The 22,487-nt window shown below is 70.9% G+C and carries 21 protein-coding genes; 8 read left to right on the forward strand and 13 right to left on the reverse strand.

Going from position 1 to position 22,487, the window contains the following annotated elements:
• Nucleotides 1-31: 31 nt before the first annotated feature.
• The 3 genes from ACFWCK_RS11610 to ACFWCK_RS11620 all read right to left on the reverse strand — a co-directional run bounded on the left by ACFWCK_RS11610 (nucleotide 32) and on the right by ACFWCK_RS11620 (nucleotide 4,004).
• Nucleotides 32-1,093 carry a hemolysin family protein gene (locus tag ACFWCK_RS11610; RefSeq protein ID WP_233310631.1) on the reverse strand — a complete coding sequence of 354 codons (1,062 nt, stop codon included), beginning with the start codon at nucleotides 1,091-1,093 and terminating at the stop codon, nucleotides 32-34.
• Nucleotides 1,090-2,403: a hemolysin family protein gene (locus tag ACFWCK_RS11615; RefSeq protein ID WP_233310746.1), complete on the reverse strand. Its 1,314-nt coding sequence runs from the start codon at nucleotides 2,401-2,403 to the stop codon at nucleotides 1,090-1,092. Before ACFWCK_RS11615 ends, ACFWCK_RS11610 begins: the two co-directional genes overlap by 4 nt.
• A 137-nt stretch (nucleotides 2,404-2,540) precedes the next feature.
• Nucleotides 2,541-4,004 (reverse strand): GuaB1 family IMP dehydrogenase-related protein, encoded by a 1,464-nt coding sequence (locus ACFWCK_RS11620; protein WP_233310630.1) that lies wholly within the window; start codon nucleotides 4,002-4,004, stop codon nucleotides 2,541-2,543.
• Nucleotides 4,005-4,231: 227 nt separating this feature from the next.
• On the opposite strand from ACFWCK_RS11620, the gene ACFWCK_RS11625 reads away from it, so the two are divergent.
• Nucleotides 4,232-7,915 (forward strand): multifunctional oxoglutarate decarboxylase/oxoglutarate dehydrogenase thiamine pyrophosphate-binding subunit/dihydrolipoyllysine-residue succinyltransferase subunit, encoded by a 3,684-nt coding sequence (locus ACFWCK_RS11625; RefSeq protein WP_233310629.1) that lies wholly within the window; start codon nucleotides 4,232-4,234, stop codon nucleotides 7,913-7,915.
• A 9-nt stretch (nucleotides 7,916-7,924) separates the two neighbouring features.
• Here ACFWCK_RS11625 and ACFWCK_RS11630 read toward each other — a convergent pair whose 3' ends face one another.
• The 4 genes from ACFWCK_RS11630 to ACFWCK_RS11645 are packed head-to-tail and all read right to left on the reverse strand — an operon-like array spanning nucleotide 7,925 to nucleotide 11,520.
• The gene (locus ACFWCK_RS11630) at nucleotides 7,925-9,265 is read right to left on the reverse strand and encodes an APC family permease (RefSeq protein WP_378805945.1); all 1,341 of its coding nucleotides are present in this window, start codon (nucleotides 9,263-9,265) and stop codon (nucleotides 7,925-7,927) included.
• A 29-nt stretch (nucleotides 9,266-9,294) separates the two neighbouring features.
• On the reverse strand, nucleotides 9,295-10,602 hold the full coding sequence (locus ACFWCK_RS11635) for a GNAT family N-acetyltransferase (RefSeq protein WP_378805946.1): 1,308 nt from the start codon (nucleotides 10,600-10,602) through the stop codon (nucleotides 9,295-9,297).
• A gap of 58 nt (nucleotides 10,603-10,660) precedes the next feature.
• Nucleotides 10,661-10,906: a zf-HC2 domain-containing protein gene (locus ACFWCK_RS11640; RefSeq protein ID WP_233310626.1), complete on the reverse strand. Its 246-nt coding sequence runs from the start codon at nucleotides 10,904-10,906 to the stop codon at nucleotides 10,661-10,663.
• A complete protein-coding gene (locus tag ACFWCK_RS11645) occupies nucleotides 10,903-11,520 on the reverse strand; it encodes a sigma-70 family RNA polymerase sigma factor (protein ID WP_233310625.1) in 618 nt (205 codons plus the stop codon). The genes ACFWCK_RS11640 and ACFWCK_RS11645 overlap by 4 nt, the downstream gene beginning before the upstream one ends.
• A 118-nt stretch (nucleotides 11,521-11,638) precedes the next feature.
• Between ACFWCK_RS11645 and aroA the strand changes: the two genes are divergently transcribed.
• From aroA to bcp, 3 genes are read left to right on the forward strand one after another with little or no spacing between them, the layout of a single operon-like run.
• Nucleotides 11,639-12,976: a 3-phosphoshikimate 1-carboxyvinyltransferase gene (gene aroA, locus ACFWCK_RS11650; RefSeq protein WP_233310624.1), complete on the forward strand. Its 1,338-nt coding sequence runs from the start codon at nucleotides 11,639-11,641 to the stop codon at nucleotides 12,974-12,976.
• Complete coding sequence (rsgA, locus tag ACFWCK_RS11655; protein ID WP_378805947.1) at nucleotides 12,973-14,040, forward strand: ribosome small subunit-dependent GTPase A; 1,068 nt, start codon at nucleotides 12,973-12,975, stop codon at nucleotides 14,038-14,040. Before aroA ends, rsgA begins: the two co-directional genes overlap by 4 nt.
• Before the next feature lie 37 nt (nucleotides 14,041-14,077).
• On the forward strand, nucleotides 14,078-14,554 hold the full coding sequence (bcp, locus tag ACFWCK_RS11660) for a thioredoxin-dependent thiol peroxidase (RefSeq protein ID WP_378805948.1): 477 nt from the start codon (nucleotides 14,078-14,080) through the stop codon (nucleotides 14,552-14,554).
• Between the two features lie 4 nt (nucleotides 14,555-14,558).
• Here bcp and ACFWCK_RS11665 read toward each other — a convergent pair whose 3' ends face one another.
• A complete protein-coding gene (locus ACFWCK_RS11665; RefSeq protein ID WP_233310621.1) occupies nucleotides 14,559-14,966 on the reverse strand; it encodes a hypothetical protein in 408 nt (135 codons plus the stop codon).
• Nucleotides 14,967-15,217: 251 nt separating this feature from the next.
• Between ACFWCK_RS11665 and ACFWCK_RS11670 the strand changes: the two genes are divergently transcribed.
• Nucleotides 15,218-15,466, forward strand: a complete 249-nt coding sequence (locus tag ACFWCK_RS11670) for a WhiB family transcriptional regulator (RefSeq protein ID WP_045249333.1) — start codon at nucleotides 15,218-15,220, stop codon at nucleotides 15,464-15,466.
• Between the two features lie 71 nt (nucleotides 15,467-15,537).
• Here ACFWCK_RS11670 and ACFWCK_RS11675 read toward each other — a convergent pair whose 3' ends face one another.
• Together ACFWCK_RS11675 and ACFWCK_RS11680 are read right to left on the reverse strand one after the other, a co-directional pair.
• On the reverse strand, nucleotides 15,538-17,028 hold the full coding sequence (locus tag ACFWCK_RS11675) for a sensor histidine kinase (protein ID WP_233310620.1): 1,491 nt from the start codon (nucleotides 17,026-17,028) through the stop codon (nucleotides 15,538-15,540).
• Nucleotides 17,029-17,089: 61 nt separating this feature from the next.
• Nucleotides 17,090-17,473, reverse strand: coding sequence for an Rv3235 family protein (locus tag ACFWCK_RS11680; protein WP_374107815.1), 384 nt, complete (start codon nucleotides 17,471-17,473; stop codon nucleotides 17,090-17,092).
• Between the two features lie 136 nt (nucleotides 17,474-17,609).
• Between ACFWCK_RS11680 and ACFWCK_RS11685 the strand changes: the two genes are divergently transcribed.
• Nucleotides 17,610-18,206 (forward strand): hypothetical protein, encoded by a 597-nt coding sequence (locus ACFWCK_RS11685; protein WP_233310618.1) that lies wholly within the window; start codon nucleotides 17,610-17,612, stop codon nucleotides 18,204-18,206.
• Nucleotides 18,207-18,262: 56 nt separating this feature from the next.
• On the opposite strand, the gene ACFWCK_RS11690 is transcribed toward ACFWCK_RS11685, so the two are convergent.
• On the reverse strand, nucleotides 18,263-18,541 hold the full coding sequence (locus ACFWCK_RS11690; RefSeq protein ID WP_233310617.1) for a helix-turn-helix domain-containing protein: 279 nt from the start codon (nucleotides 18,539-18,541) through the stop codon (nucleotides 18,263-18,265).
• 97 nt (nucleotides 18,542-18,638) lie between these two features.
• Between ACFWCK_RS11690 and ACFWCK_RS11695 the strand changes: the two genes are divergently transcribed.
• Together ACFWCK_RS11695 and ACFWCK_RS11700 are read left to right on the forward strand one after the other, a co-directional pair.
• A complete protein-coding gene (locus ACFWCK_RS11695) occupies nucleotides 18,639-19,256 on the forward strand; it encodes an SAF domain-containing protein (protein WP_378805949.1) in 618 nt (205 codons plus the stop codon).
• Nucleotides 19,253-20,509, forward strand: a complete 1,257-nt coding sequence (locus tag ACFWCK_RS11700; protein WP_378805950.1) for a CpaE family protein — start codon at nucleotides 19,253-19,255, stop codon at nucleotides 20,507-20,509. Before ACFWCK_RS11695 ends, ACFWCK_RS11700 begins: the two co-directional genes overlap by 4 nt.
• A 23-nt stretch (nucleotides 20,510-20,532) precedes the next feature.
• Here the strand turns inward: ACFWCK_RS11700 and ACFWCK_RS11705 are convergent, their stop codons facing one another.
• Together ACFWCK_RS11705 and ACFWCK_RS11710 are read right to left on the reverse strand one after the other, a co-directional pair.
• Nucleotides 20,533-21,756: a pyridoxal phosphate-dependent aminotransferase gene (locus ACFWCK_RS11705; RefSeq protein WP_378805951.1), complete on the reverse strand. Its 1,224-nt coding sequence runs from the start codon at nucleotides 21,754-21,756 to the stop codon at nucleotides 20,533-20,535.
• A 35-nt stretch (nucleotides 21,757-21,791) separates the two neighbouring features.
• Nucleotides 21,792-22,478, reverse strand: coding sequence for a GntR family transcriptional regulator (locus ACFWCK_RS11710; protein ID WP_233310613.1), 687 nt, complete (start codon nucleotides 22,476-22,478; stop codon nucleotides 21,792-21,794).
• Between the last annotated feature and the right edge of the window lie 9 nt (nucleotides 22,479-22,487).

Here is a 22,487-nt window from a genome sequence, read left to right on the forward strand (position 1 = left end):
GCGCGGTCGCCAGCAGGGCTCGTCGGGACCGTCAGCGCCCGAAGCCGCGACGGGTGATGTCGCGCACCTCGCCGACGAGCTCCTCGATGATGTCCTCCAGGAACAGGATCGCCGTCGTCTCGCCCGCGGCGTCGCGCACCTGCGCGAGGTGACGGCCGGCGCGCCGCATGATCGCGAGCGCGTCCTCGAGGTCGGTGTCCTCCTGCATCGGAACCATCTGGTGGATCCGCTTCGCGGGAATCGGCGCGGTGGCCCTCGCCGCCGCATCCGGCCCCTCGGCCGAACGGATCACGTCCTTCAGGTGCACGTACCCCACGGGCACACCCTGAGGATCGACCATGACGTAGCGCGAGAAGCCGTGCTTGGCGACGGCACGCTCCACATCGTCCGGCGTCGCGCCGAGCGGAAGCGTCACCAGCCCCGCGAGCGGCACCGCGACATCGCGCGCATCCTTGTCGGTGAACTCCACCACCGCGCTCACGGTGCCCGCGGAGTCGGCGAGGACGCCCTCCCTGCGGGACTGGTCCACGATGGTGGCGACCTCGTCGAGGGTGAACGTCGATGCGGCCTCGTCCTTCGGCTCCACGCGGAACAGCCGCACCACGCCGTTCGCCGTCGCGTTCAGCGCGCGGATCACCGGGTAGAACACCTTCGAGATCCACACCAGCGGCGATGCGAGGATCAGCACGGCCCGGTCCGGCACCGAGAACGCCAGGTTCTTCGGCACCATCTCTCCGAAGACCACGTGCAGGAACGACACGATCACCAGCGTGATGATGAACGCGATCGCATCCACCGCCGCCTCGGCCAGTCCGAGCGCGCCCAGGGGCGCGGCGAGCAGGTGGTGCATCGCCGGCTCGGAGACGTTCAGGATCAGCAGCGAGCACACCGTGATGCCCAGCTGCGAGGTCGCCAGCATGAGCGTGGCGTGCTCCATCGCATACAGGGCGGTGCGTGCGGAACGGGATCCGCGCTCGGCGAGCGGCTCGATCTGCGAACGACGTGCGGAGATCACCGCGAACTCCGCCGCGACGAAGAACGCGTTGAAGACGAGCAGCACGAACAGCCATGCGATTCCGGCCCAGTCGCTCATCGCTCGCCCCCTTCCTCGGTCGTCGTCTCAGGCGTGAAGCGGATCCGGTCCACCCGACGCCCCTGCATGCGCACGACGTGCAGAGCACCCCCCGGCACGGGCACTTCGTCCCCGGCCTTGGGCAGCCGCTCCAGCACGCTCATCACGTAGCCGCCGACCGTGTCGTACACGTCACCCTCCGGCACCTCGATGCCGGTGCTCGCGCGCAGCTCGTCCGGCCGCAGCTCCGCGGGGAACGTGATCCCGTCGCGGCCCTTCACGACGCCGGCCCGGCTGCGGTCGTGCTCGTCGGACACCTCGCCGACAATCTCCTCAACGAGGTCCTCGAGGGTCACGATCCCGGCGGTGCCGCCGTATTCGTCGACCACGATCGCGAGCTGGTAGCCCCCGCCGCGCAGCTCGGCCACGAGCGCATCCAGGTGCACGGTCTCCGGCACCCGCAGCGGCTCGGAGGCGAGCGCGCCCACCGGCACCTCCGTGCGCCTGTCGCGCGGCACCGACACGGCCGCCTTGAGGTGCACGACGCCGGTGATGTCGTCGAGGTCCTCGTCGAACACCGGGAAGCGGCTGTGTCCCGTGCGCCTGGCCAGGCCGATCACGTCGTCGGCGGAGTCCGCCGCGGCGATCGCGTGCATGCTGGGGCGCGGCGTCATCACGTCGCCCGCCGTGAGTCGCGCGAAGCCGAGGCTGCGATCCAGCAGCGTCGCCGTGTCCTCCTCGAGCACGCCGGCGCTCGCCGAGCGGCGCACGAGTGAGCTGAGCTCCTCGGCCGAACGCGCGCCGCTGAGCTCCTCCTTCGGCTCGATGCCCATCGCCCGCAGTACGGCGTTGGCACTGCCGTTGAGCAGCACGACGATCGGCCGGAACACCATCGTGAACACGGTCTGGAACGGGATGACGACCTTGGCGGTCGCGACCGGCAGCGCCATCGCGAAGTTCTTCGGAACCAGCTCGCCGAGGATCATCGACAGCATCGTGGCGACCGTCATCGCGACGATCACGGCGATCGTGACGGTGACGGGCTCGGGGATCCCCCACGCGGTCAGCACGGGACGGAGCAGGTTCGACAGCGCCGGCTCCATCGTGAAACCGGTCAGCAGCGTGGTCAGCGTGATGCCCAGCTGCGCCGACGAAAGATGCGTCGAGGTGATCCTGAGCGCCGCGATGGTCATGCCGAGGCGGCTCTCGCCGCGATCCTGTCGCGCCTCCAGATCCGCGCGATCGAGGTTGACGAGTGCGAACTCGCTGGCGACGAACAGGCCCGTCCCCACGATGAGCAGCAGCCCCACGCCCAACCAGATGTAATCCATCACGGTGTCACCTCCGTCGAAGCGGAGAGCGGGCAGTGGGGCGATGTACTACACGAGGGAGGGTCGTCCATGGTGCGCACGATTCTACTGTGACGTGCGGGGGGCGAAGCTGAACGGATGCCTGATCGCCGAAGCGCTCACCAGCTGACCGGCAGCGCCTTGCCCTCCTCGTAGCCGGCCGCGGACTGCAGGCCGACCAGCGCACGCTCGTGGAACTCGGGTACCGAGGACGCCCCCGCATAGGTGAACGACGAGCGCACGCCCGAGGTGATCATGTCGAGCAGATCCTCGACACCGGGACGGAGCGGATCCAGGTAGATCTTCGACGAGGAGATGCCCTCGGCGAACAGCTCCTTGCGAGCGCGCTCGTAGGCGTCGAGACGGCCGAAGCGCGCCTGTACCGCCTTCGTCGAGGCCATGCCCCAGGACTCCTTGTAGATGCGCCCTCCGGCGTCGCTCTGCAGTTCGCCCGGCGCCTCGATGGTGCCGGCGAACCAGGATCCGACCATCACCGACGCGGCCCCGGCGGCGAGGGCGAGCGCGACGTCGCGCGGGTAGCGCACTCCTCCGTCCGCCCAGACGTGCGCGCCGAGCTCGGCGGCAGCCTGCGCCGTCTCCAGCACGGCGGAGAACTGCGGACGCCCGACCGCCGTCATCATGCGGGTGGTGCACATCGCGCCCGGCCCGACGCCGACCTTCAGGATCGACGCGCCGGCCTCCACGAGGTCGCGCACACCATCGGCCGTGACGATGTTGCCCGCCACGATCGGAATGCCGAGCTCGAGCGCCGCGACCGTGCGCAGCGCCCTCAGCATGCCGTCCTGGTGACCGTGCGCGGTGTCGACCACCAGAACATCCACGCCGGCGGCGGCGAGGGCCGTGGCCTTGGCGGCGACGTCGCCGTTGATCCCGACCGCGGCCGCCACGGCCAGGCGACCCGAGGCGTCGACCGCGGGGCGGTACAGCGTCGAGCGCAGCGCACCGCGCGCGGTCTGCGTGCCGACGAGGTGGCCGTGCTGCAGCACGCAGACCATCTCGGCCTCCACAGCGGTGATCGCATCGAACGCCGCGCGCGGGTCGGCGACGTCGTCGGCGTCGAGGGACGGGGAGTCCGCGCGGACCAGGTCGCCGAGCTGAGCGTCCCGCAGCGCGGTCGCGAGCCGGACCGCGGGCAGTATCCCGTGGATCGCATCGACGTGCAGGCCGTCGGGACCGCCCGGCGCATCGGCGACCACGATGCCGTGACCGTCGGTGGCGGGCAGCAGCCGGAGCGCGTCCTCCACCGTCGCCCGCGGCGAGAGCACGAGCGGCGTGTCCCAGGACACCGGCTGGCGCTTGACCCAGCGGATCGCCTCGTCGAGCTCCTGCAGCGGCATGTCCTGCGGCAGCACGCCGATCCCGCCGCGGCGGGCGAGGGTCGCGGCGAGCCGCGGACCCGTCACCGAGTTCATGTTCGAGGACACCAGCGGGATGGTCGCGGGGGTGCCGTCCTGCGGCGCGAGATCGACCTGGAGTCTGCTCGTGACATCCGAGCGACGCGGCACCAGGAACACGTCGGAGTAGGTGAGGTCGACCATGGGGAGTTCGCCGGAGAACTGCATGCTCTCAGGGTAGCCGTCCCCGCGGGGAACGCCTCGGCTCCGCGTCGTTCGGAACACGCGGCACCGGTCGACGGCGTCCCGCGTCCGGACGGTCCCGCCCCGCACCGCGATCCAGACCCGCACAGGGGCTCCGACACGTTAGGCTTGACACCCGGATGAGTGGCCATACCCGGAGACCACCGGGGACGGATCCCACCAGATTCAGCGATGAAAGAGGGCGATCGAGCGTGTCGAGCCAGGTGACCGGCGTCGGGACTTCTGGAGATGGAGAGTTCGGGGCCAATTCCTGGCTCGTCGATGAGCTGTACGAGCAGTTCAAGATCGACCGCAACTCCGTCGACAAGGAGTGGTGGCCGGTCCTCGAGAACTACCACCCCTCTGAGCCTGCGGCGGCTCCCGCCGCACCCGCGACCACGCCGGCGGCGGCTCCGGACGCCCACCCGGTGACCGCACCGGTCCCGGTGATCGGCCAGCAGCCCGTCGCGCGCACGACGACCAAGCCCGCGCGCCAGGCTCCGATCCCCGCCCAGGCGCAGGATCGCGCCACCGGGGAACCCGGCGCCGAGCAGCACGAGGACGTCGTCACCCCCCTGCGCGGCATGCCGAAGACCCTCGCCGCGAACATGGACGAGTCGCTCACCGTCCCCACCGCGACGAGTGTGCGCACCGTTCCGGCGAAGCTGATGATCGACAACCGCATCGTCATCAACAACCACATGTCCCGCACCCGCGGCGGCAAGGTGTCCTTCACGCACCTCATCGGCTGGGCGCTGATCCAGGCGATCAAGGAGTTCCCGAGCCAGAACGTGTTCTACGCCGAGGTCGACGGCAAGCCCAGCGTCGTCGCCCCCGCGCACGTGAACCTCGGCATCGCGATCGACATCCCCAAGCCCGACGGCACCCGCGCGCTGCTCGTGCCGAGCATCAAGCGCGCCGAATCCCTCACGTTCAGCGAGTACCTCTCCGCCTACGAGGATCTCATCGGCCGCGCGCGCGGGAACAAGCTGACCGCCGCGGACTTCCAGGGCACCACGCTGTCCCTGACGAACCCGGGCGGCATCGGCACCGTGCACTCCGTGCCGCGTCTGATGAAGGGCCAGGGCTGCATCATCGGCGCCGGCGCCCTCGAGTACCCGGCGGAGTTCCAGGGCTCCAGCCAGAAGACGCTCGACGTGCTCGGCATCGGCAAGACGATCACGCTCACCTCGACCTACGACCACCGGGTCATCCAGGGCGCGGGTTCGGGCGAGTTCCTGAAGAAGGTGCACGAGCTGCTGATCGGCGAGCGCGGCTTCTACGAGGGCATCTTCCGTGCACTGCGGATCCCGTACGCCCCGATCCACTGGAACAAGGACATCGCGGTCGACCTCGCCGAGCGCATCGACAAGACGGCGCGCGTGCAGGAGCTCATCAACTCCTACCGTGTGCGCGGCCACCTCATGGCCGACATCGACCCCCTCGAGTACGTGCAGCGCACGCACCCCGATCTCGAGATCGAGACCCACGGACTGACGTTCTGGGATCTGGATCGCGAGTTCGTCACGAACGGCTTCGGCGGTCATCGTCAGCTGAAGCTGCGCGAGATCCTCGGAGTTCTCCGCGACTCCTACTGCCGCACGATCGGCATCGAGTACATGCACATCCAGGATCCCGAGCAGCGCCGCTGGTTCCAGGACAAGGTCGAGGTCAAGTACGTCAAGCCCGGCCACGACGAGCAGCTGCGCGTGCTCAGCAAGCTCAACGAGGCCGAGGCCTTCGAGACCTTCCTGCAGACCAAGTACGTCGGCCAGAAGCGCTTCTCGCTCGAAGGCGCCGAGTCTCTCGTTCCCCTGCTGGACGAGATCCTGCAGGGCGCGGCCGGTGCGGGACTCGACGGCGCCGCGATCGGCATGGCGCACCGCGGACGCCTGAACGTCCTCGCGAACATCGCCGGCAAGACCTACGGCCAGGTGTTCCGCGAGTTCGAGGGATCCACCCTGCCGGGCAACCAGCGCGGATCCGGTGACGTCAAGTACCACTTGGGCAAGGAGGGCACGTTCGTCGCCGACGACGGCGCCGAACTGCCGATCCTCCTCGCCGCGAACCCCTCGCACCTGGAGACGGTGGACGGTGTGCTCGAGGGCATCGCGCGCGCCAAGCAGGACCGCAAGCCCATCGGCACGTTCACCTGGCTGCCGATCCTGGTGCACGGCGACGCCGCCTTCGCGGGTCAGGGCGTCGTGGTGGAGACGCTGCAGATGTCGCAGCTGCGGGGCTACCGCACCGGCGGCACCGTGCACGTGGTCGTGAACAACCAGGTCGGCTTCACCACGCTGCCCAACGACTCGCGCACGTCGGTGTACGCGACCGACGTCGCGAAGACCATCCAGGCCCCGGTCCTGCATGTGAACGGCGACGACCCCGAGGCCGTGGTGCACGTGGCACAGCTCGCCTTCGAATACCGCGAGCGGTTCCACCGCGACATCGTGATCGACCTGGTCTGCTACCGCCGTCGCGGCCACAACGAGGGCGATGACCCGTCGATGACGCAGCCGCTGATGACCGACCTGATCCAGGCGAAGCGCTCGGTGCGGAGTCTGTACACCGACGCGCTCGTCGGTCGCGGCGACATCACCCAGGAGGAGTACGACCAGGCCAAGGCCGACTTCCAGAACCGCCTGGAGATCGCCTTCGCGGAGACGCACGCGGCGGAGACCGGCGCCACGCCGATCGCCCCCGACCTCCCGCCCGTCGACGAGCAGATCGGCACCCCCGAGGTCACCGGCGTCCCGCTCGAGGTCGTGCACCTCATCGGTGACGCGCACGCGAACAAGCCCGAAGGCTTCACCGTGCACCCGAAGCTGCAGCAGGCCATGGACAAGCGCGTCGACATGAGCCGCAACGGCGGGATCGACTGGGGCTTCGGAGAACTCCTCGCCTTCGGTTCGCTGCTGGTCGAGGGCACCCCCGTGCGCTTGGCCGGACAGGACTCGCGTCGCGGCACGTTCGTGCAGCGTCATGCGGCTCTGCACGACCGCGCGAACGGCCAGGAGTGGCTGCCGCTGGCCAACCTCTCCGACAACCAGGCGCGCTTCTTCGTCTACGACTCGCTGCTCAGCGAGTACGCCGCGCTCGGCTTCGAGTACGGCTATTCGGTGGAGCGCCCCGAGGCGCTGGTGCTGTGGGAGGCGCAGTTCGGCGACTTCGTGAACGGCGCGCAGTCGGTCATCGACGAGTACATCTCGGCCGCCGAGCAGAAGTGGGGCCAGCAGTCGAGCGTCGTGCTGCTGCTCCCGCACGGCTACGAGGGTCAGGGACCGGATCACTCGTCCGCGCGCATGGAGCGCTTCCTACAGCTGTGCGCGCAGGACAACATGACCGTGGCGCGCCCGTCCACTCCGGCGAGCTACTTCCACCTGCTGCGCCGCCAGGCATACGCGAAGCCGCGCCGGCCGCTCATCGTCTTCACCCCGAAGGCGATGCTGCGCCTGCGCGGCGCGACCAGCCCGGTCGAGGACTTCACGCGCGGCAAGTTCGAGGCCGTGATCGACGACACCCGTGCGCTCGACCGGACCGCGGTCAAGCGCGTGATCTTCCACTCCGGCAAGGTGCACTGGGACCTGGTCGCCGAGCTCGAGAAGAACCCGAACCCGGAGATCGCGCTGGTGCGTGTCGAGCAGCTCTACCCCGTGCCGCTGCGCACGCTGAAGACCGTCGCCGACACCTACCCCAACGCCGAGATCGTCTGGATGCAGGAGGAGCCGGAGAACCAGGGCGCCTGGCCGTTCCTCGCCCTGCACTTCCAGACCGTGCCCGGTCCGCGCGTCGTGCGCCCGATCACCCGGCCCGCGTCGGCGGCGCCGTCGACCGGATCCTCGAAGGTGCACGCCGCGGAGCAGGCCGACCTGCTCTCGCGGGCGCTGACGCTCTGAGCGGTCCGCTCAGCCGATCGACGCGGTGTCCCGGTTCTCCGGGGCACCGCGTCGTCGTTCCCGCACGCTCCGCACCGCGGTCACGGCGAGTGCGATGACGGCAACGGCGGCGGGGACCACGAGCGCGACCCCGGCGAGCAGCAGCAGACCCACCGTGCAGACCGAGGCGATCACCGCCATCCACCAGCCGGGCGTGCGCCGTGGCAGGATCCGGATCGCGGCGATCATGCCGACCGTGTACACCGCGACCATGCTGGCGGTGTGGATGAGGATGAACGGCTGCAGGTCGAAGCCCATGACCCACGACACCGCGAAGTAGGCCAGCACGAGGGCCATCGACAGCAGCAGCGCACGCCGCGGCACGGCGCCGGACTCGGCTCCCTTCGCGAACCAGCCCGGCAGATCGCCGTTGGCCGCCAGCGATGCCCCGAGCTTGCCGAACGCGGCGAGGTAGACGTTGAGCACGCCGAGGGCGACCACGGCCGACACCAGGCCGATGAGCGTGGGCGCCGCGCGCACACCGCCCGCCTCGGCGAGATCGAGCAGCACGACGTCGCCGTGCCCCGCCCGCTCCCCCAGAGCGCCGACCGTCACGACCTGCAGTGCGAGATAGCAGCCGCCGGCCAGCACCAGAGTGATCGCGGTCGCCAGCGGGATCGTGCGTCGCGGACGCGCGAACTCGCCGGAGATGTGGGTGCCGACCTCCCAGCCGGCGAACGCCCACACGAACATCACGATCGCGGTGCCCACGCCGCCCCATCCGTGCGGAAGGAACGGCGTGAAGCTCTCCGGGTGCACGGCGGGCGCGGCGACCGCGACCACCACGACCACGATCGCGAGCAGCAGGCCGGTCAGCACCAGCTGCAGCCAGCCGGTGAGCCGCACCCCGAACAGGTTGGCGATGAACGGCACCACGAGGAAGCCCAGAGCGAGCCACGGGATGCCCGCGCTGTCGATCCCGACGGCGGTCGCGATGTAGCGGGCGCCGAGCACCGACACCACGGGACCACCGGCCGCGACCCCGAACAGGAACCAGTATCCGGTCGCGCGCGCGGCGGTCGGCCCGAGGGCGCGACGCGCATAGCTGGCGACCCCGCCCGGATCCGGATGACGCGCGGCGAGCGCGGCGAACGCGCCCGCGAGGGGCACGGCCAGGAGCGTGATCACCCCCACCGCGATGAGGCTGGCCGGACCGGCGGTCTTCGCCGCGAGCCCGGGGAGCACCAGCAGTCCCGTACCGAGCACGGAGGCGAGATACAGCGCGATGCCCTGCGCCAGCCCGAGCCCGGACGGCGCGACGGTGACGACGGCGGCGCCATCGGATCCCTCGGCGGGACGGAGTGCGGTCATGCCCTCACGGTAGCGAGGGCCTCGGACATTCAGTACCAGATCGTGAGCGCCGGCGCCTCGGCCGTCGCGAACGCGTTCTGCACAGCGGCCGCGGTCTCCGCCGAGGCCGAGATCCTCCCTGCCGCGCGCAGCGTGGTCGCGCTCACGCCGCCCAGGTAGAGCGATGACAGCGCATCGACGCCGAGCTCGAGGTCCGGCGTGTCAGAGGTGGCGTCCACCTCCGCCTTGCCGGCATCGTCGACCCGCAGACGCCAGGATCCGTCGGCGAGTCCGAGCGGGTCCGACACCCGCAGTACGACGTCGAGGGGTCCGCGGTAGGTGCGGGCCGTCAGAACGGCCCCGACGTCCAGGATCCGCAGCCAGCCGTGGTCGTGGACGGTGGTCTGCACCGCGCGCTGGTTGGCGACGAGCCACGGCAGCGGATCGTCGACGGGACGGAGGTCCGCGTGCACGGTGCGGATCAGGTCGTGGTTCACCGCGAAGGCCCAGAGCGCGCGCAGCGCCTCCGGAGTCTCGGCATCGAGATGACGGATCGCGAAGTCGGCGCCGAATTCGTCGGGAAGCTCATCGAGCGTGTAGGCCAGCACACCCCGGGTGGAGCCTTCGGCGTCGACGGCCCTGACTCCTCGGACGGCGCGGGACCTCTCGTCGCCGGGCGTGAGCCCCGCCATCCGCCGCCAGCGCAGCGGCCACCCCGGGATGTCGCCCGGCCGGTGCAGACGGGCGCGCTCGTGCACCTCGCCGAGCGCCGCCAGCAGCGCTTCGGGCTCCAGATACTCGACCGTCGTCGCGCCGTCCGCGGCCGGCAGCGCGACGCCGCCGGCACGGCGTGCGTCCACGCGCACGCGTGAAACGGGGACCGCGGGGCCGAAGCCGTAGCGTCCGTAGATCGTCGCCTCCGTGGCGGTCAGCCCCGCGATCGGGACGCCGGCGGAGGCCGCGGCGCGGAGCTCGCCCTCCAGGAGGTTGCGAGCGATCCCGCGCCGACGATGGGTCGCGGCGACGGTGACGATGCTGATCGCCCACATGTCGACGTGCGCTCCGTCGTCGCCGGGTACGGTCATCGGCGTCACCCAGGAGTCGACGGTCGCGACGGGGATCTCGATGCCAGGCGCGTACACGCCGATGTTCCGCCGCCCGGACATCATCTCGCCCATGACGCGGATCGTCTCGTCGTCGGGTTCCTTGTCCAGGAAGCCGCGTGCGTCGGCGCGGGCGAAACCGCGCAGCCGCGCCGGATCCGACAGGTCGACGATGCGGTACTTGAGACCAGAAGCGCTCAGGCGCTCCTGCGAGGTCGGATCGACGGGGACGTCACGGGCGTCGAGGTCTGCCATGCCCTCAGCCTAACCACGACCGCCGACAGTGCAGCGGCCGTGAGTCACGCGCGACGCGTCAGTGGACGGATGCCTGCACGGCGCGCAGCCGCGCCAGCACCTGGTCGCGCAGCTCCTCGGGCGCCGTCTCCTTGCACGCGCGTGAGACGACCTCGGTCAGCGTGGTCGCGACGAGGGCCTCCTCTGCGCAGGACGGGCAGTTCTCGAGATGCTCGCGGATGTCGGAGTGCTCCGTCTTGCACATCTCGTTGCGGAGGTATTCCTCCAGATCCTGCTGCGCCTTGGCGCATCCGCAGTCCGTCATTTCGTGCTCCTCGTGCCGGCCGTGGCGATCCCTCGCTCTGCGGCGTAGTCCGCCAGCAGCTCCCGCAGCATGCGACGCCCGCGGTGCAGGCGGCTCATGACGGTGCCGATGGGGGTCTTCATGATGTCGGCGATCTCCTGGTAGGCGAAGCCCTCGACGTCGGCGAGGTACACCGCCAGCCGGAAGTCCTCCGGGACCGCCTGCAGCGCCTCCTTGACCACCGACGCGGGCATCCGGTCGATCGCCTCGGCCTCGGCCGAGCGGCTGTGCGAGGCCGTGGTCGACTCGGCGCCGCCGAGCTGCCAGTCCTCCAGCTCGTCGATCGTGCCCTGGTAGGGCTCGCGCTGGCGCTTGCGGTAGATGTTGATGTAGGTGTTCGTCAGGATCCGGTACAGCCACGCCTTCAGGTTCGTGCCCTGCGTGAAGCTCGACCATGAGGCGAACGCCTTCACGAACGTCTCCTGGACCAGGTCCGCAGCGTCGGACGGGTTGCGCGTCATGCGCATGGCGGCGGCGTACAGCTGATCCATGAAGGGGATCGCCTGCTCCTCGAATTCCCGGCGCGCGGAGGATTCCGCGTCCGGCTGCGCGTCCAGCGGTGCGTGATCGTTCATCGCAAGCCAGTTTAGGCCGAGAACGTCGGCCTCCACCGGTTCGAGCGTCGCGAGCATGCGCACTGCCTTCCTTCTTCTCGCCCTCCGCTGCCGGAGGCCTTCAGTAGGGTAGGAACCGATGAGCGCCTCCTTGTATTCCCCCGCCCCGCGCGGACGCTGGTCCGCGCCGCTCGCCGCCGGCTCACTGCGTGCGCGACTGCGCGTACCGGGATCCAAGTCGCTCACCAACCGCGAACTCGTGCTTGCAGCGATCGCCGACGCTCCGGGTGTCGTCTCGGCCCCGCTGCATTCGGACGACTCCGCCCGCATGATCGACGCGCTGCGCGCACTCGGCGTCGGCATCGAGGAGCAGCTCGGCACCGGAGGGTTCGGCCCCGATCTACGGATCACCCCCGCCCCGCTCACCGGCGGCACGACCGTCGACTGCGGCCAGGCCGGCACGGTGATGCGCTTCATCGCGCCGCTCGCGGGACTCGCTCGCGGCGACGTGCTGCTCACCGCGCACGAGACGGCGCTGCACCGCCCGATGGGCGCCATGATCCACGCGCTGCGCGACCTCGGCGTCGACATCGAGGACAACGGCAGCTGGTCTCTGCCGTTCACGATCCGCGGGCGCGGGCACATCCGCGGCGGCCGTGTCGAGATCGACGCGTCCGCATCGAGTCAGTTCGTCTCGGGGCTGCTCCTGGCGGCGCCGCGCTTCGACGTGGGTCTGCATCTGGTGCACACCGGCGAGCGGCTGCCCAGCATGCCGCACATCGACATGACAGTGGAGGCGCTGACCCGCCGCGGGATCAAGGTCACCCGCCCTGGTCCCGGCGAATGGATGGTGGAGGGCGGTGTGCCCCGCTCCCGCGAGATCGCGATCGAGCCGGATCTGTCCAACGCCGCCCCGTTCCTCGCGGCGGCGCTCGTCGCCGGCGGCGAGGTCGCGATCGAGGGCTGGCCGACGCGCTCCACCCAGCCCGGCGCCCTGCTGCCCGACCTGCTGGAACGGATCGGCGCCGACGTGCACCGCGCGGACGGCGTGCTCACGGTGCGCGGCACCGGTCGCATCCGCGGCGGCGAGTTCGATCTGTCAGCCGCCGGCGAACTCGCGCCGACGTTCGTGGGTCTCGCCGCTCTGGCGGACGCACCGACCACGATCACCGGAATCGGCCACATCCGGCTGCACGAGACCGACCGGATCGCGGCACTCGCCGGCAACCTCCGTGCCCTCGGCGGCGAGGCCCTGGAGCTCGAGGACGGCATCCGCATCGCTCCTGCGGAACTGCGGGCCGGCACCTGGCCCGCCCACCACGACCACCGCATGGCGACCACGGGCGCCCTCATCGGCCTGCGCGTGCCGGGCGTCGAGGTCGACGAGATCGGGACCACGGCGAAGACCCTGCCCGAGTTCACACAGCTGTGGGAGCGCATGCTCTCCGTCGACGCCTCTGGGAGCACCCCCGCGTGAGCTGGCTGGACGACGACGGCGACGACGAGCTCGACGACTTCGACGAGTCCCAGATCCGGTCGCGCCCGAATCCCAAGGCCAACCGTCCGCGCACCAAACGCCGCCCCGCGCACACCGATGCCGAGATCGGGCGGGTGCTGGGCGTGGATCGAGGTCGGTACGCCGTGCTGATCGGCGAGGGCGGCGACGACGAGCACACGATCACCGCCGCGCGCGCCCGGGAGCTGCGCCGCACGCCCATCGTCACCGGCGACGCAGCCCGCGTGGTCGGCGACGTCACGGGCGAGGAGGGCACTCTGGGCCGGATCGTCGGCATCCTCGAGCGTTCGTCCCTGCTGCGCCGCAGTGCCGATGACACGGACCAGGTGGAGCGCGTCATCGTCGCCAACGCCGACCAGATGCTCATCGTGGTCGCTGCGGCCGACCCCGAACCCCGCGAGCGCCTGGTCGACCGCTATCTGGTGGCCGCGCTCGACGCCGGGATCCGCCCGCTGCTGGTGGTCACCAAGACGGATCTGGCGGATCCGTCCGCGTTCCTGAAGCACTTCGAGGGTCTGGATCTGACCGTCTTCACGAGCGCCCAGGGCGAGATGCCGGTCGACGAGATCGGCCGAGCGCTCATCGGGCACTCCACGGTGTTCGTCGGGCACTCCGGTGTCGGCAAGTCCACGCTCGTGAACGCCCTCGTGCCGGGGGCGCGCCGGGCCACCGGGCATGTGAACGAGGTCACCGGACGAGGCCGGCACACCTCTTCGTCGACGGTGTCGCTGCGCTACCTCGCCCCTGCTCTCGCCCCCGGATCGGACGGCGGCTCCGGCTGGGTCATCGACACCCCGGGCGTGCGCTCCTTCGGGCTGGGGCACGTGGATCCGCAGAACATCCTCGCCGCCTTCACCGAGCTCGCCGCGATCGCGGAGAACTGCCCCCGCGGCTGCACGCACCGCGCCGACGCGGAGGACTGCGCGCTCAACGAGGCCGCCGCGGACGGAGCCCTCGGCGAGGCCGGGCTGGCGCGGCTGGAATCGCTGCAGCGATTGCTGGCGACCTTCGCGGACAAGCTCTGAGCGGAACCGCTCCCGTACGTGCGGGTAGCCTGGAGAGGTGACCGCACAGCGCCTCGAACCAGGATCCCCCGCCCCCGACTTCACCCTGCAGGACCAGGACGGCGCGTCCGTCTCGCTTCACGATCTGGGCGGCCGCAACGTCATCCTGTACTTCTACCCGGCGGCGATGACCCCGGGCTGCACGACCGAGGCGTGCGACTTCCGCGACAGCCTCGCCTCTCTGCAGGGCGCCGGATACACGGTGCTGGGGGTCTCGCGCGACGATGTGGCCAAGCTCAAGCAGTTCGCGGAGCGCGACGGGCTCTCCTTCCCGCTGCTGAGCGACGCCGACCTCGCCGTGCATCACGCGTACGGGGTGTGGGGCGAGAAGAAGAACTACGGCAAGGTCATCCAAGGCGTGATCCGCTCGACCTTCGTCATCGACGAGGACGGCGTGATCGCGCACGCGCTCTACAACGTCAAGGCCACCGGCCACGTCGCCCGCATCCGCAAGCTCGTGGGCCTCGCCGCGTAGGGCCTCAGTCGTCCTGCTGTTCGGCGTCGGCACGGCGTGCGTCCAGCCCCGCGCGCCGCGTCAGCAGGAACAGCAGCACCGCGCCGATCGCGCCGGGGATCGTCAGCGCCAGCACGAAGACCACGGGGAACGGGCGCACGGTGAGCGCACTCAGCGCGACCGCGATGGCGAGGATCTGCACCACCATGCCGCCGCTGCGCCCGAACGACCGACCGCGGAGCACGGCGAAGGCCAGTGCCGCGAGCCCGACGGCTCCCACCGCGCTGAGCCCGATCAGTCCGAGAGCGGAGGGCAGGGACGTCGCAGCCCCCGAGCTCAGGCCGAACACCTCCATGAGCGTGACGACGAGCAGCGCCACCGCCTCCAGGGCGAGCACGGCCGCCGCCGCGATGGTGAGTCTCGACGTGCGCATGCGGGCTCCTGAGGGGGTGTCTGGGCGATGGCGTTCGCTCGCGGTTCGCCTCGCGTTCACACGGAGTGCAGAAAATCCTTGATCGTTCGCCTTTCATGTAAGAGAATAGATCACAGCCATGTGCTCCCACAGCGGCGTGGGGCGAGCATCCGCTCGCATCACCGATGGGCGTCGACCCCCCGAACGCCGCCTACGAATTCCGGGCACGCGAGACTCGCGCGCCCATGACATTTCCACACCGAGGAGCCCCCATGGATTGGCGCGACAAGGCCGCCTGCCTCACCGTCGACCCCGAACTGTTCTTCCCCGTCGGGAACACCGGTCCGGCCGTTGATCAGATCGAGAAGGCGAAGGCCGTGTGCGCCCGGTGCACCGTCACCGAGGTCTGCCTGCAGTACGCCCTCGAGTCCAGCCAGGACTCGGGCGTGTGGGGTGGACTCAGCGAGGACGAGCGCCGCGCTCTCAAGCGCCGCGCCGCTCGCGCCCGCCGCGCCGGCTGACCCGCGCCCAGCGGATCCGGCTCAGCCGTTCAGCCTGCAGGTCGAGCCGACTCGCGAGAGGCTGAGTCGGCTCAGCCGTTCACCCAGCGCATCGGAAGGTCGATCGTGACCACGGTGCCCTCGCCGTCCGAACCCTCCCAGACGATCGTTCCGCCGAGTTCGCCCTGGATGAGGGTTCGGATGATCTGCGTGCCCAGGCCCTGACCGATCCGCCCCTCGGGCAGGCCGTGTCCGGTGTCGCTGACGATCACCCGCAGGTTCTCATCGGTGCGCTGCGCCTCGATGGTGACGAGGCCCTCCTGGCCGGCGAGGCCGTGCTCCACGGCGTTGGTGACGACCTCGGTGAGCGCGAGCGCGAGCGGCGTCGCGTACTCGCTCGGCAGCACACCGAACCGTCCCGTCGACTGCGTGCGCGCCCGCGTGTTGGGCGCCGAAGCGACCTCTGCCACGAGCTTCAGCACCCGCGCGAAGACCTCGTCGAAGTCCACCTTCTGCGCGAGACCGCCGGCGAGCGTGTCGTGCACCACGGCGATCGACTCGACACGGCGCATCGCCTGCGTCAGAGCGTCGCGTGCCTCCTCGGAATGCGTGCGACGGGCCTGGATCCGCAGCAGGGACGCGACCGTCTGCAGGTTGTTCTTCACCCGGTGGTGGATCTCGCGGATCGTCGCATCCTTGGTGATGAGCTCCTGCTCCTGGTGACGCAGCTCCGACACGTCGCGGCACAGCACGATCGCGCCGATCCGGGTGCCGTGGTCCTTGAGCGGGATGGCCCGCAGGGAGACGGTGACGCCCCTGGCCTCCACGTCCGTGCGCCACGGGGCGCGCCCGGTGACCACGACCGGCAGCGACTCGTCGACCTGCCGAGAGGGCGGCACGATCCGCGTCGTCACCTCGACCAGCGACTCCCCCTCGAGCTCCTCGTCGAAGCCCATCCGATTGAACGCGCTCAGCGCGTTCGGGCTGGCGAACGTGACGACGCCGTCGACGTCGATGCGGATGAGGCCGTCCGAGGCGCGCGGGGCCCCGCGACGCGGCGAGGTGGGCGCGGACAGGTCGGGGAACTCTCCGCCCGAGATCATGCCGAACAGGTCGTCCGCCGCCTCGTTGAACGTGATCTGCTGCCGGGAGGGCGTGCGCGCCTCACCGAGGTTCGTGTGCCGGGTGAGCACGCCGATCGGCCGGGGGCGCTCGCCGTCGGCGGCGCTCTTGCGGCTGCGCACGATCGGCACGGCTCTGACCCTGGTCGGCGTCTCCTCGAACCAGTCGGGGTTCGCCGAGTCGACGATCTCCGCCGTGTCGAAGGCGCCCTGCACCTGGGTGCGCCACTGCGGCCGCACCCGCTCCCCCACGATGTCACGGTAGAACAGGGTCGCCGCGCCGCTCGGGCGGGTGTGCGCGACCGCGATGAAGGATCCGTCGGCCGTCGCGATCCAGATCACGATGTCCGCGGAGGCCAGATCCGCGAGCAGCTGCCCGTCGCCGGCGAGACGATGCAGCCATTCGATGTCCTCGTCGGCGAGGCAGCCCTGGGCCTGAGCGAGATCACTGAGTGTCGACACCCTGACAGCCTAGGGCGTATCCCCTCCTCCCACGCGCGGGCGGAGGGCGGTCGAGCCGACCTCAGAGCACGGCCAGCGAGGTCGCCCTCCAGCGTCGGTCCAGCCCCTCCATCCGCACCGCCACGGCCCTGGTCCGCCCGGGGGTCTGCACGATCAGCGTGGCCTCGACGATGCCGTCCGCCGGCGAGGACACATGCGTGGAGAGGACGCGGAAGACCGGCCTGGCCGGTGCGACGCCGCGCGCGCTGCGGGCCCGCGCGGACAGGTTCGCACGGGCCGTCAGCACGAGGAACGCATCCTCGCTGAGCCAACGCGCGAGCTGGTCCGCCTCGCGCACCCCCGCCAGCACCTCGAGGACGCCCCGCGTGAGGCTCTGCAGCAGCGGAGCCGGATCCGGCAGCTCTGCGGTCGGCGTGGGCTGCGGCGCGAAGTCCTCGAGCGTCATCATCGTTGTTCTCCCCCTCGAGATTCGGATGGCGTGACTGGCATTCGAGCACATCTGCGCGCGCCGTGGGTCGTCTGGGCCGAGGAATGTGGATAACCCGTATATCGCCCCGGCCGCGTCCCGTACCCTCGAGCGCATGGAATGGGATCGGCTGTTCGAGGACCTCGAGGATCAGATCGCCTCGGGCTGGGAGGCGGAGCGCGCCGCCCTGGACGCCGAGACGGAGCGACTGCGCATCGCCCGGCTCGATCTGCGCACGCGGCTGGGCGTGCTCGTCGACGAGGGCGGAGCGGTCGCCGCCGTGCTCACCGATTCGACGAGGGTGCGCGGGCGGCTGCGGGCGGTCGGCGCCGATTGGGCGGCCGTGCAGCCGCAGGACGCTCCGGGCCTCGTGCTGCTGCCCGCCCACGCCGTGGAGCTGTGGGCGCTCGACCACGGCGCGCTGCTGAGCAGCGGCGCCACCGCCGAGCCGCTCTCGCCGTTGCGCGAGCGGATGACGTTCGGCTTCGTGGTGCGCGACCTCGCCCGACGCCGCAGCGGCGTGACGCTGCGCACCCGCTCCGGCACGGTGCTCGCGGGCACGATCGATCGGGCCGGCTCCGACCATCTGGACCTGGCGCTGCATGACGCGGGCTCCCCGCGACGCGCGAGAGCGGTCACCGGGTTCCGCATCGTGCCGTTCGCGTCCGTGCTCTCCATCGGCACGGATGCGCTCGCACCCGGGCTGGGCTGACGCTCGCACGACAATCGGGCCCGGGAGACGGGCTCAGACCCCCGGAGAGCGCCCGGTCACTCGCCGAGACGAACGGGAGGGCCCCAGAGCTCGGGAAAGCTCGCCGCGTTCGCCTGCCGCCACAGCGCTCTGCGCCGCGCGTCCTCGGCCTGCTCCGCCAGGTAGTCCGTGATCGAGGCCTCCTCGACCCGCCAGGCCGGCGGAGCGCCGATCCGCGCGCCGCGCAGCCGGCCCTGCATGACGAGCTCGACGACCTCATCGACCTGCACGCCGAGAAGCTCGGCCACCTGGGCCGGGGCGAGATAGCGCACTGCAGGCGTGGATGCGTCGGGCATGCACCCATTGTGCTCTGCGCCGGGGTATCCGCGGTGACAGGCGGAGAGCTGTGGATAACTTTCCCGGCACGGATCCGGATTCTGTGACCATGAGCACATGAGCACCGCACGAGCAGCACGTCGGCCCTGGACCGATCTGCGCTTCTTCATCGGCCTCGCCCTGATCGTCGTCTCCGTCGCCGGAGTCTGGCTGATCGTGGGCGCGGCGAAGCAGACCAGTCCCGCCCTCCAGGCCGTGCGCACGATCGTTCCCGGCGAGCCGCTCACCTCCGCCGACGTGCGCGTCGTCGACGTCGTGCTCGGCACGGTGGGCTCCGGCTACCTCACCCCGGGCACCCTCGAGCCCGGTCTGATCGCGACCCGCACGATCGCGGAGGGCGAGCTCGTGCCCTCGACGGCCGCCGCCGACGCCGACCAGGGCCGCACCACCTCGGTGGTCGTGCGCAGCACGGTGCCGGTCCCCGCCTCGATCGTCACGGGCTCCGTGGTCGAGCTATGGGCGGCCGAGCCGCTCGCCGACAGCAAGGGCTTCGGCGAACCGCGGGTGCTGCTGTCCGAGGCCACCGTCGCCTCGGTCGACCGCGATGACGGCCCCCTCTCTGCGAAGGCCACCACGCTCGAGCTCGTCGTGAGCCGGGCGAAGGTCGGAGAGGTGCTCACCGCGCTGACCGACGGTTCCTCCCTGTCCGTGGTGCCCCTCGGAGCACGTTCATGACCGGCGTCGTCCTCGCCCTTCCCCCGGAACGCGCCGAGACGCTCGCCGAGGAGCTGGAGCTCGCCGGCGTCACCGTGATCGCACGCATGACCCCGGAGCAGGCGGCCCGACTGGTCGCGCATGCCGAAGAGCTCCGCGATGCCGAGGCGCTGCTGATCCCGGCCGAACGCGGCTGGCTGAGCGCGGCGCTGCGAGGCGCCTGCGACCGCGCGGGCGTGCGGATCCTGACCCTGGGCGACGGTCCGGCCGCCGTCCGGCTCGCCCAGCGGCACGGACTGGCCTCGCCCCTGGCCTCTTCCTCGAGCGGGTGGGATGTCGCGGACGCGCTGCGGGCCGACACCGCCGGCACGGGCACGGACGAGACCGGCGCGGACGCACTCGGCACCGGGGCGCCGCCGAATCGGCTGATCTGCGTGTGGGGCCCGCACGGCGCCCCCGGGCGCAGCACCCTGGCGGTGCAGCTCGCGGCGCTCCTCGCAGCCCCGGACCGCGGGGTCGCCCTCGTCGACGCCGACACGCACGCGCCGGCGATCGCCCTCATGCTGGGCCTCACCGATGACGGTCCAGGGATCGCCGCGGCCTGCCGCCGCGCCGAGCTCGGGCTGCTCGACGGGGCCGAGCTGAGCCGCCTGTCCAGCCCCGTGGAATCCTCCGGGGGCACCGTCGACGTGCTGGTGGGGATCAACCGTCCCGCACGCTGGCCCGAACTGTCCGCGACGCGTCTGCAGGCGGTGCTCGACGCCTGCCGCGGCTGGAGCGCGATCACGCTGGTCGATGTCGCGGCCTCGCTCGAGGCCGACGAGGAGATCATCAGCGACCTGGACGGGCCGCGGCGCAATGCCGCGACGCTCACCGCTCTGCGCAGCGCCGACCGCATCGTGGCGGTCGCCGCGGCCGATCCGCTCGGGATCGCCCGGTTCGTGCGGGGCTATGCCGAGCTGCGGGCCGAGATCGGAGACGTGCCCGTCACCGTCGCCGTGAACAAGGTGCGCCCCGGGCCTCTCGGCATCGATGCGCGCGGGCAGATCCGCCGCGCCCTGGACCGCTTCTCGGGCATCCGCGACGTGCACTTCCTGCCGTACGACCAGCGGGCGCTGGACGCCGCGGCCCTGCACGCACGACCGGTGCCGGATGTGTCGGGGCGCTCTGCGTTCACGGCTGCCGCGCGCACCCTCGCCGCCACGCTGCTGCGCGACCCGCAGAGTCCCGCGACGCGGCGAGCCCGGCGGCAGCGGACCCCCGCCGAGGTGTGATCAGCGATCGGCGGGGGCGCCGCTCACTGCCGGTAACTCGACAGGAAGTTGCCGAGGCGCTCGATCGCCTCGGTGATCACGCGCGGCTCGGGCAGCGTCACCACGCGCAGGTGATCGGGCGTCGGCCAGTTGAAGCCGGTGCCCTGCACGAGCAGGATCCGTTCCGCGACCAGCAGGTCGTAGATGAGCTTGGCGTCGTCATGGATCTCGTGCACGTTCGGATCCAGCTTCGGGAACGCGTACAGCGCCCCTGTGGGCTTGACGCAGCTCACGCCGGGGATCGCGGAGAGTCCCTCCCAGGCGGCGTCGCGCTGCAGATGCAGGCGTCCGCTCGGCGCGATCAGCGACTCGATCGACTGCACTCCGCCGAGTGCCGCCTGCACCGCGTGCTGCGCCGGCACGTTCGGGCAGAGCCGGGTCGACGCGAGCAGCGTGATCCCCTCGATGAACCCCTTGGCGTGCTGCTGCGGGCCGGTGATGACGAGCCACCCCGACCGGTACCCGGCGACGCGGTAGGTCTTGGACAGTCCGTTGAAGGTCAGGCAGAGCAGATCGGGCGCGAGGGTCGCGGTCGGGATGTGCTGCGCGTCGTCGAAGAGGATCCGGTCGTAGATCTCGTCCGACAACAGCAGCAGGTCGTTCTCCCTCGCGACCTGCACGATGCCCTGCAGCACCTCGCGCGAGTACACCGCGCCCGTGGGGTTGTTCGGGTTGATGATGACGATGGCCTTGGTGCGCGGGGTGACCTTGGAGCGCAGATCCTCCAGATCCGGGTTCCAGCCGTTCTCCTCGTCGCACAGGTAGTGCACCGGGGTGCCGCCGGCGAGGCTGGTCATCGCGGTCCACAGCGGATAGTCCGGGGCGGGGATGAGCACCTCGTCGCCCTCGTCCAGCAGGGCCTGCATGGTCATCGTGATGAGCTCGGAGACGCCGTTGCCGAGGTAGACGTCCTCGGGGTCGACGAGGGGGAAGCCGTCGACCTGCTCGTAGCGGCTGACCACGGCGCGGCGCGCGGAGACGATGCCCTTGCTCTCGCTGTAGCCGTGCGCGGTGGGCAGCGTCGCGAGCATGTCGCGCACGATCTGCTGCGGCGCCTCGAAGCCGAAGACCGCAGGGTTGCCCGTGTTCAGCTTGAGCACCGAGTGGCCTGCCGCCTCCAGCCGAGCCGCCTCGACGAGCGCGTTGCCGCGGATCTCGTACAGGACGTTCTTCAGCTTGGACGACTGGTCGAAGGTTCTCGGTGTCATCGGGCAAGATTACCGCCCGCGCGGGGCGGTTCCGTTCACGCGCGGTGCGACGCCTCCTGCGTGCGGATGGCTCCGGTGCGCTGCGCTTCGACGTGCGCGATGCGCTCGCGCCGACTGCTCTCCAGATGCGTGGCGGCGAGTTCCGCGGCTCGGTCGCCGTCGCGGCGCTGGATCGCCTCGAAGAGTTCGACGTGCTCCCCGCTGATGTACTGCAGGTCGTCGTACTGCGAGAGCGCCCAGCGCAGGCGGCTCCCGATCCCCCGCATCATCTCGCTGAGCAGACGGTTCTCCGCGAGTTCGGTGACGGTCTCGTGGAAATCCGCGGCCGCCCGGCGCGAGACGATCTCATCGCCGACGCGGGCGCTGGACTCCTCCCGATCGAGGGCCTGACGCAGCCGGGCCAGACCCTCGCGTCGGTGGCGCTCGGCCGCCAGACGGAACGCCAGCGGCTCGAGCACAGCGCGGACCTCATCGAGATCCGCGAGGTCCGCGTCCGTGAACTCGCGCACGACCGCCCAGGTGTGCGGACGCAGCTCGACGAGCCCTTCGGCATCGAGCACCTTGAGCGCATCGCGCACCGGCACACGACTCACTCCGAACTCGGCCGCGAGGTCGCGTTCGATCAAGCGGCTGCCCGGGGCGCGTGCGCCGTCGAGGATCGCGTCGCGCAACCACGACGCGATCTTCGTCGACTCGAGCTGTCGTTCATCCTTGCTGGTCACGGGATCATT

It is taken from the genome of Microbacterium sp. NPDC060117, assembly GCF_042729315.1.
Classification (GTDB): domain Bacteria; phylum Actinomycetota; class Actinomycetes; order Actinomycetales; family Microbacteriaceae; genus Microbacterium.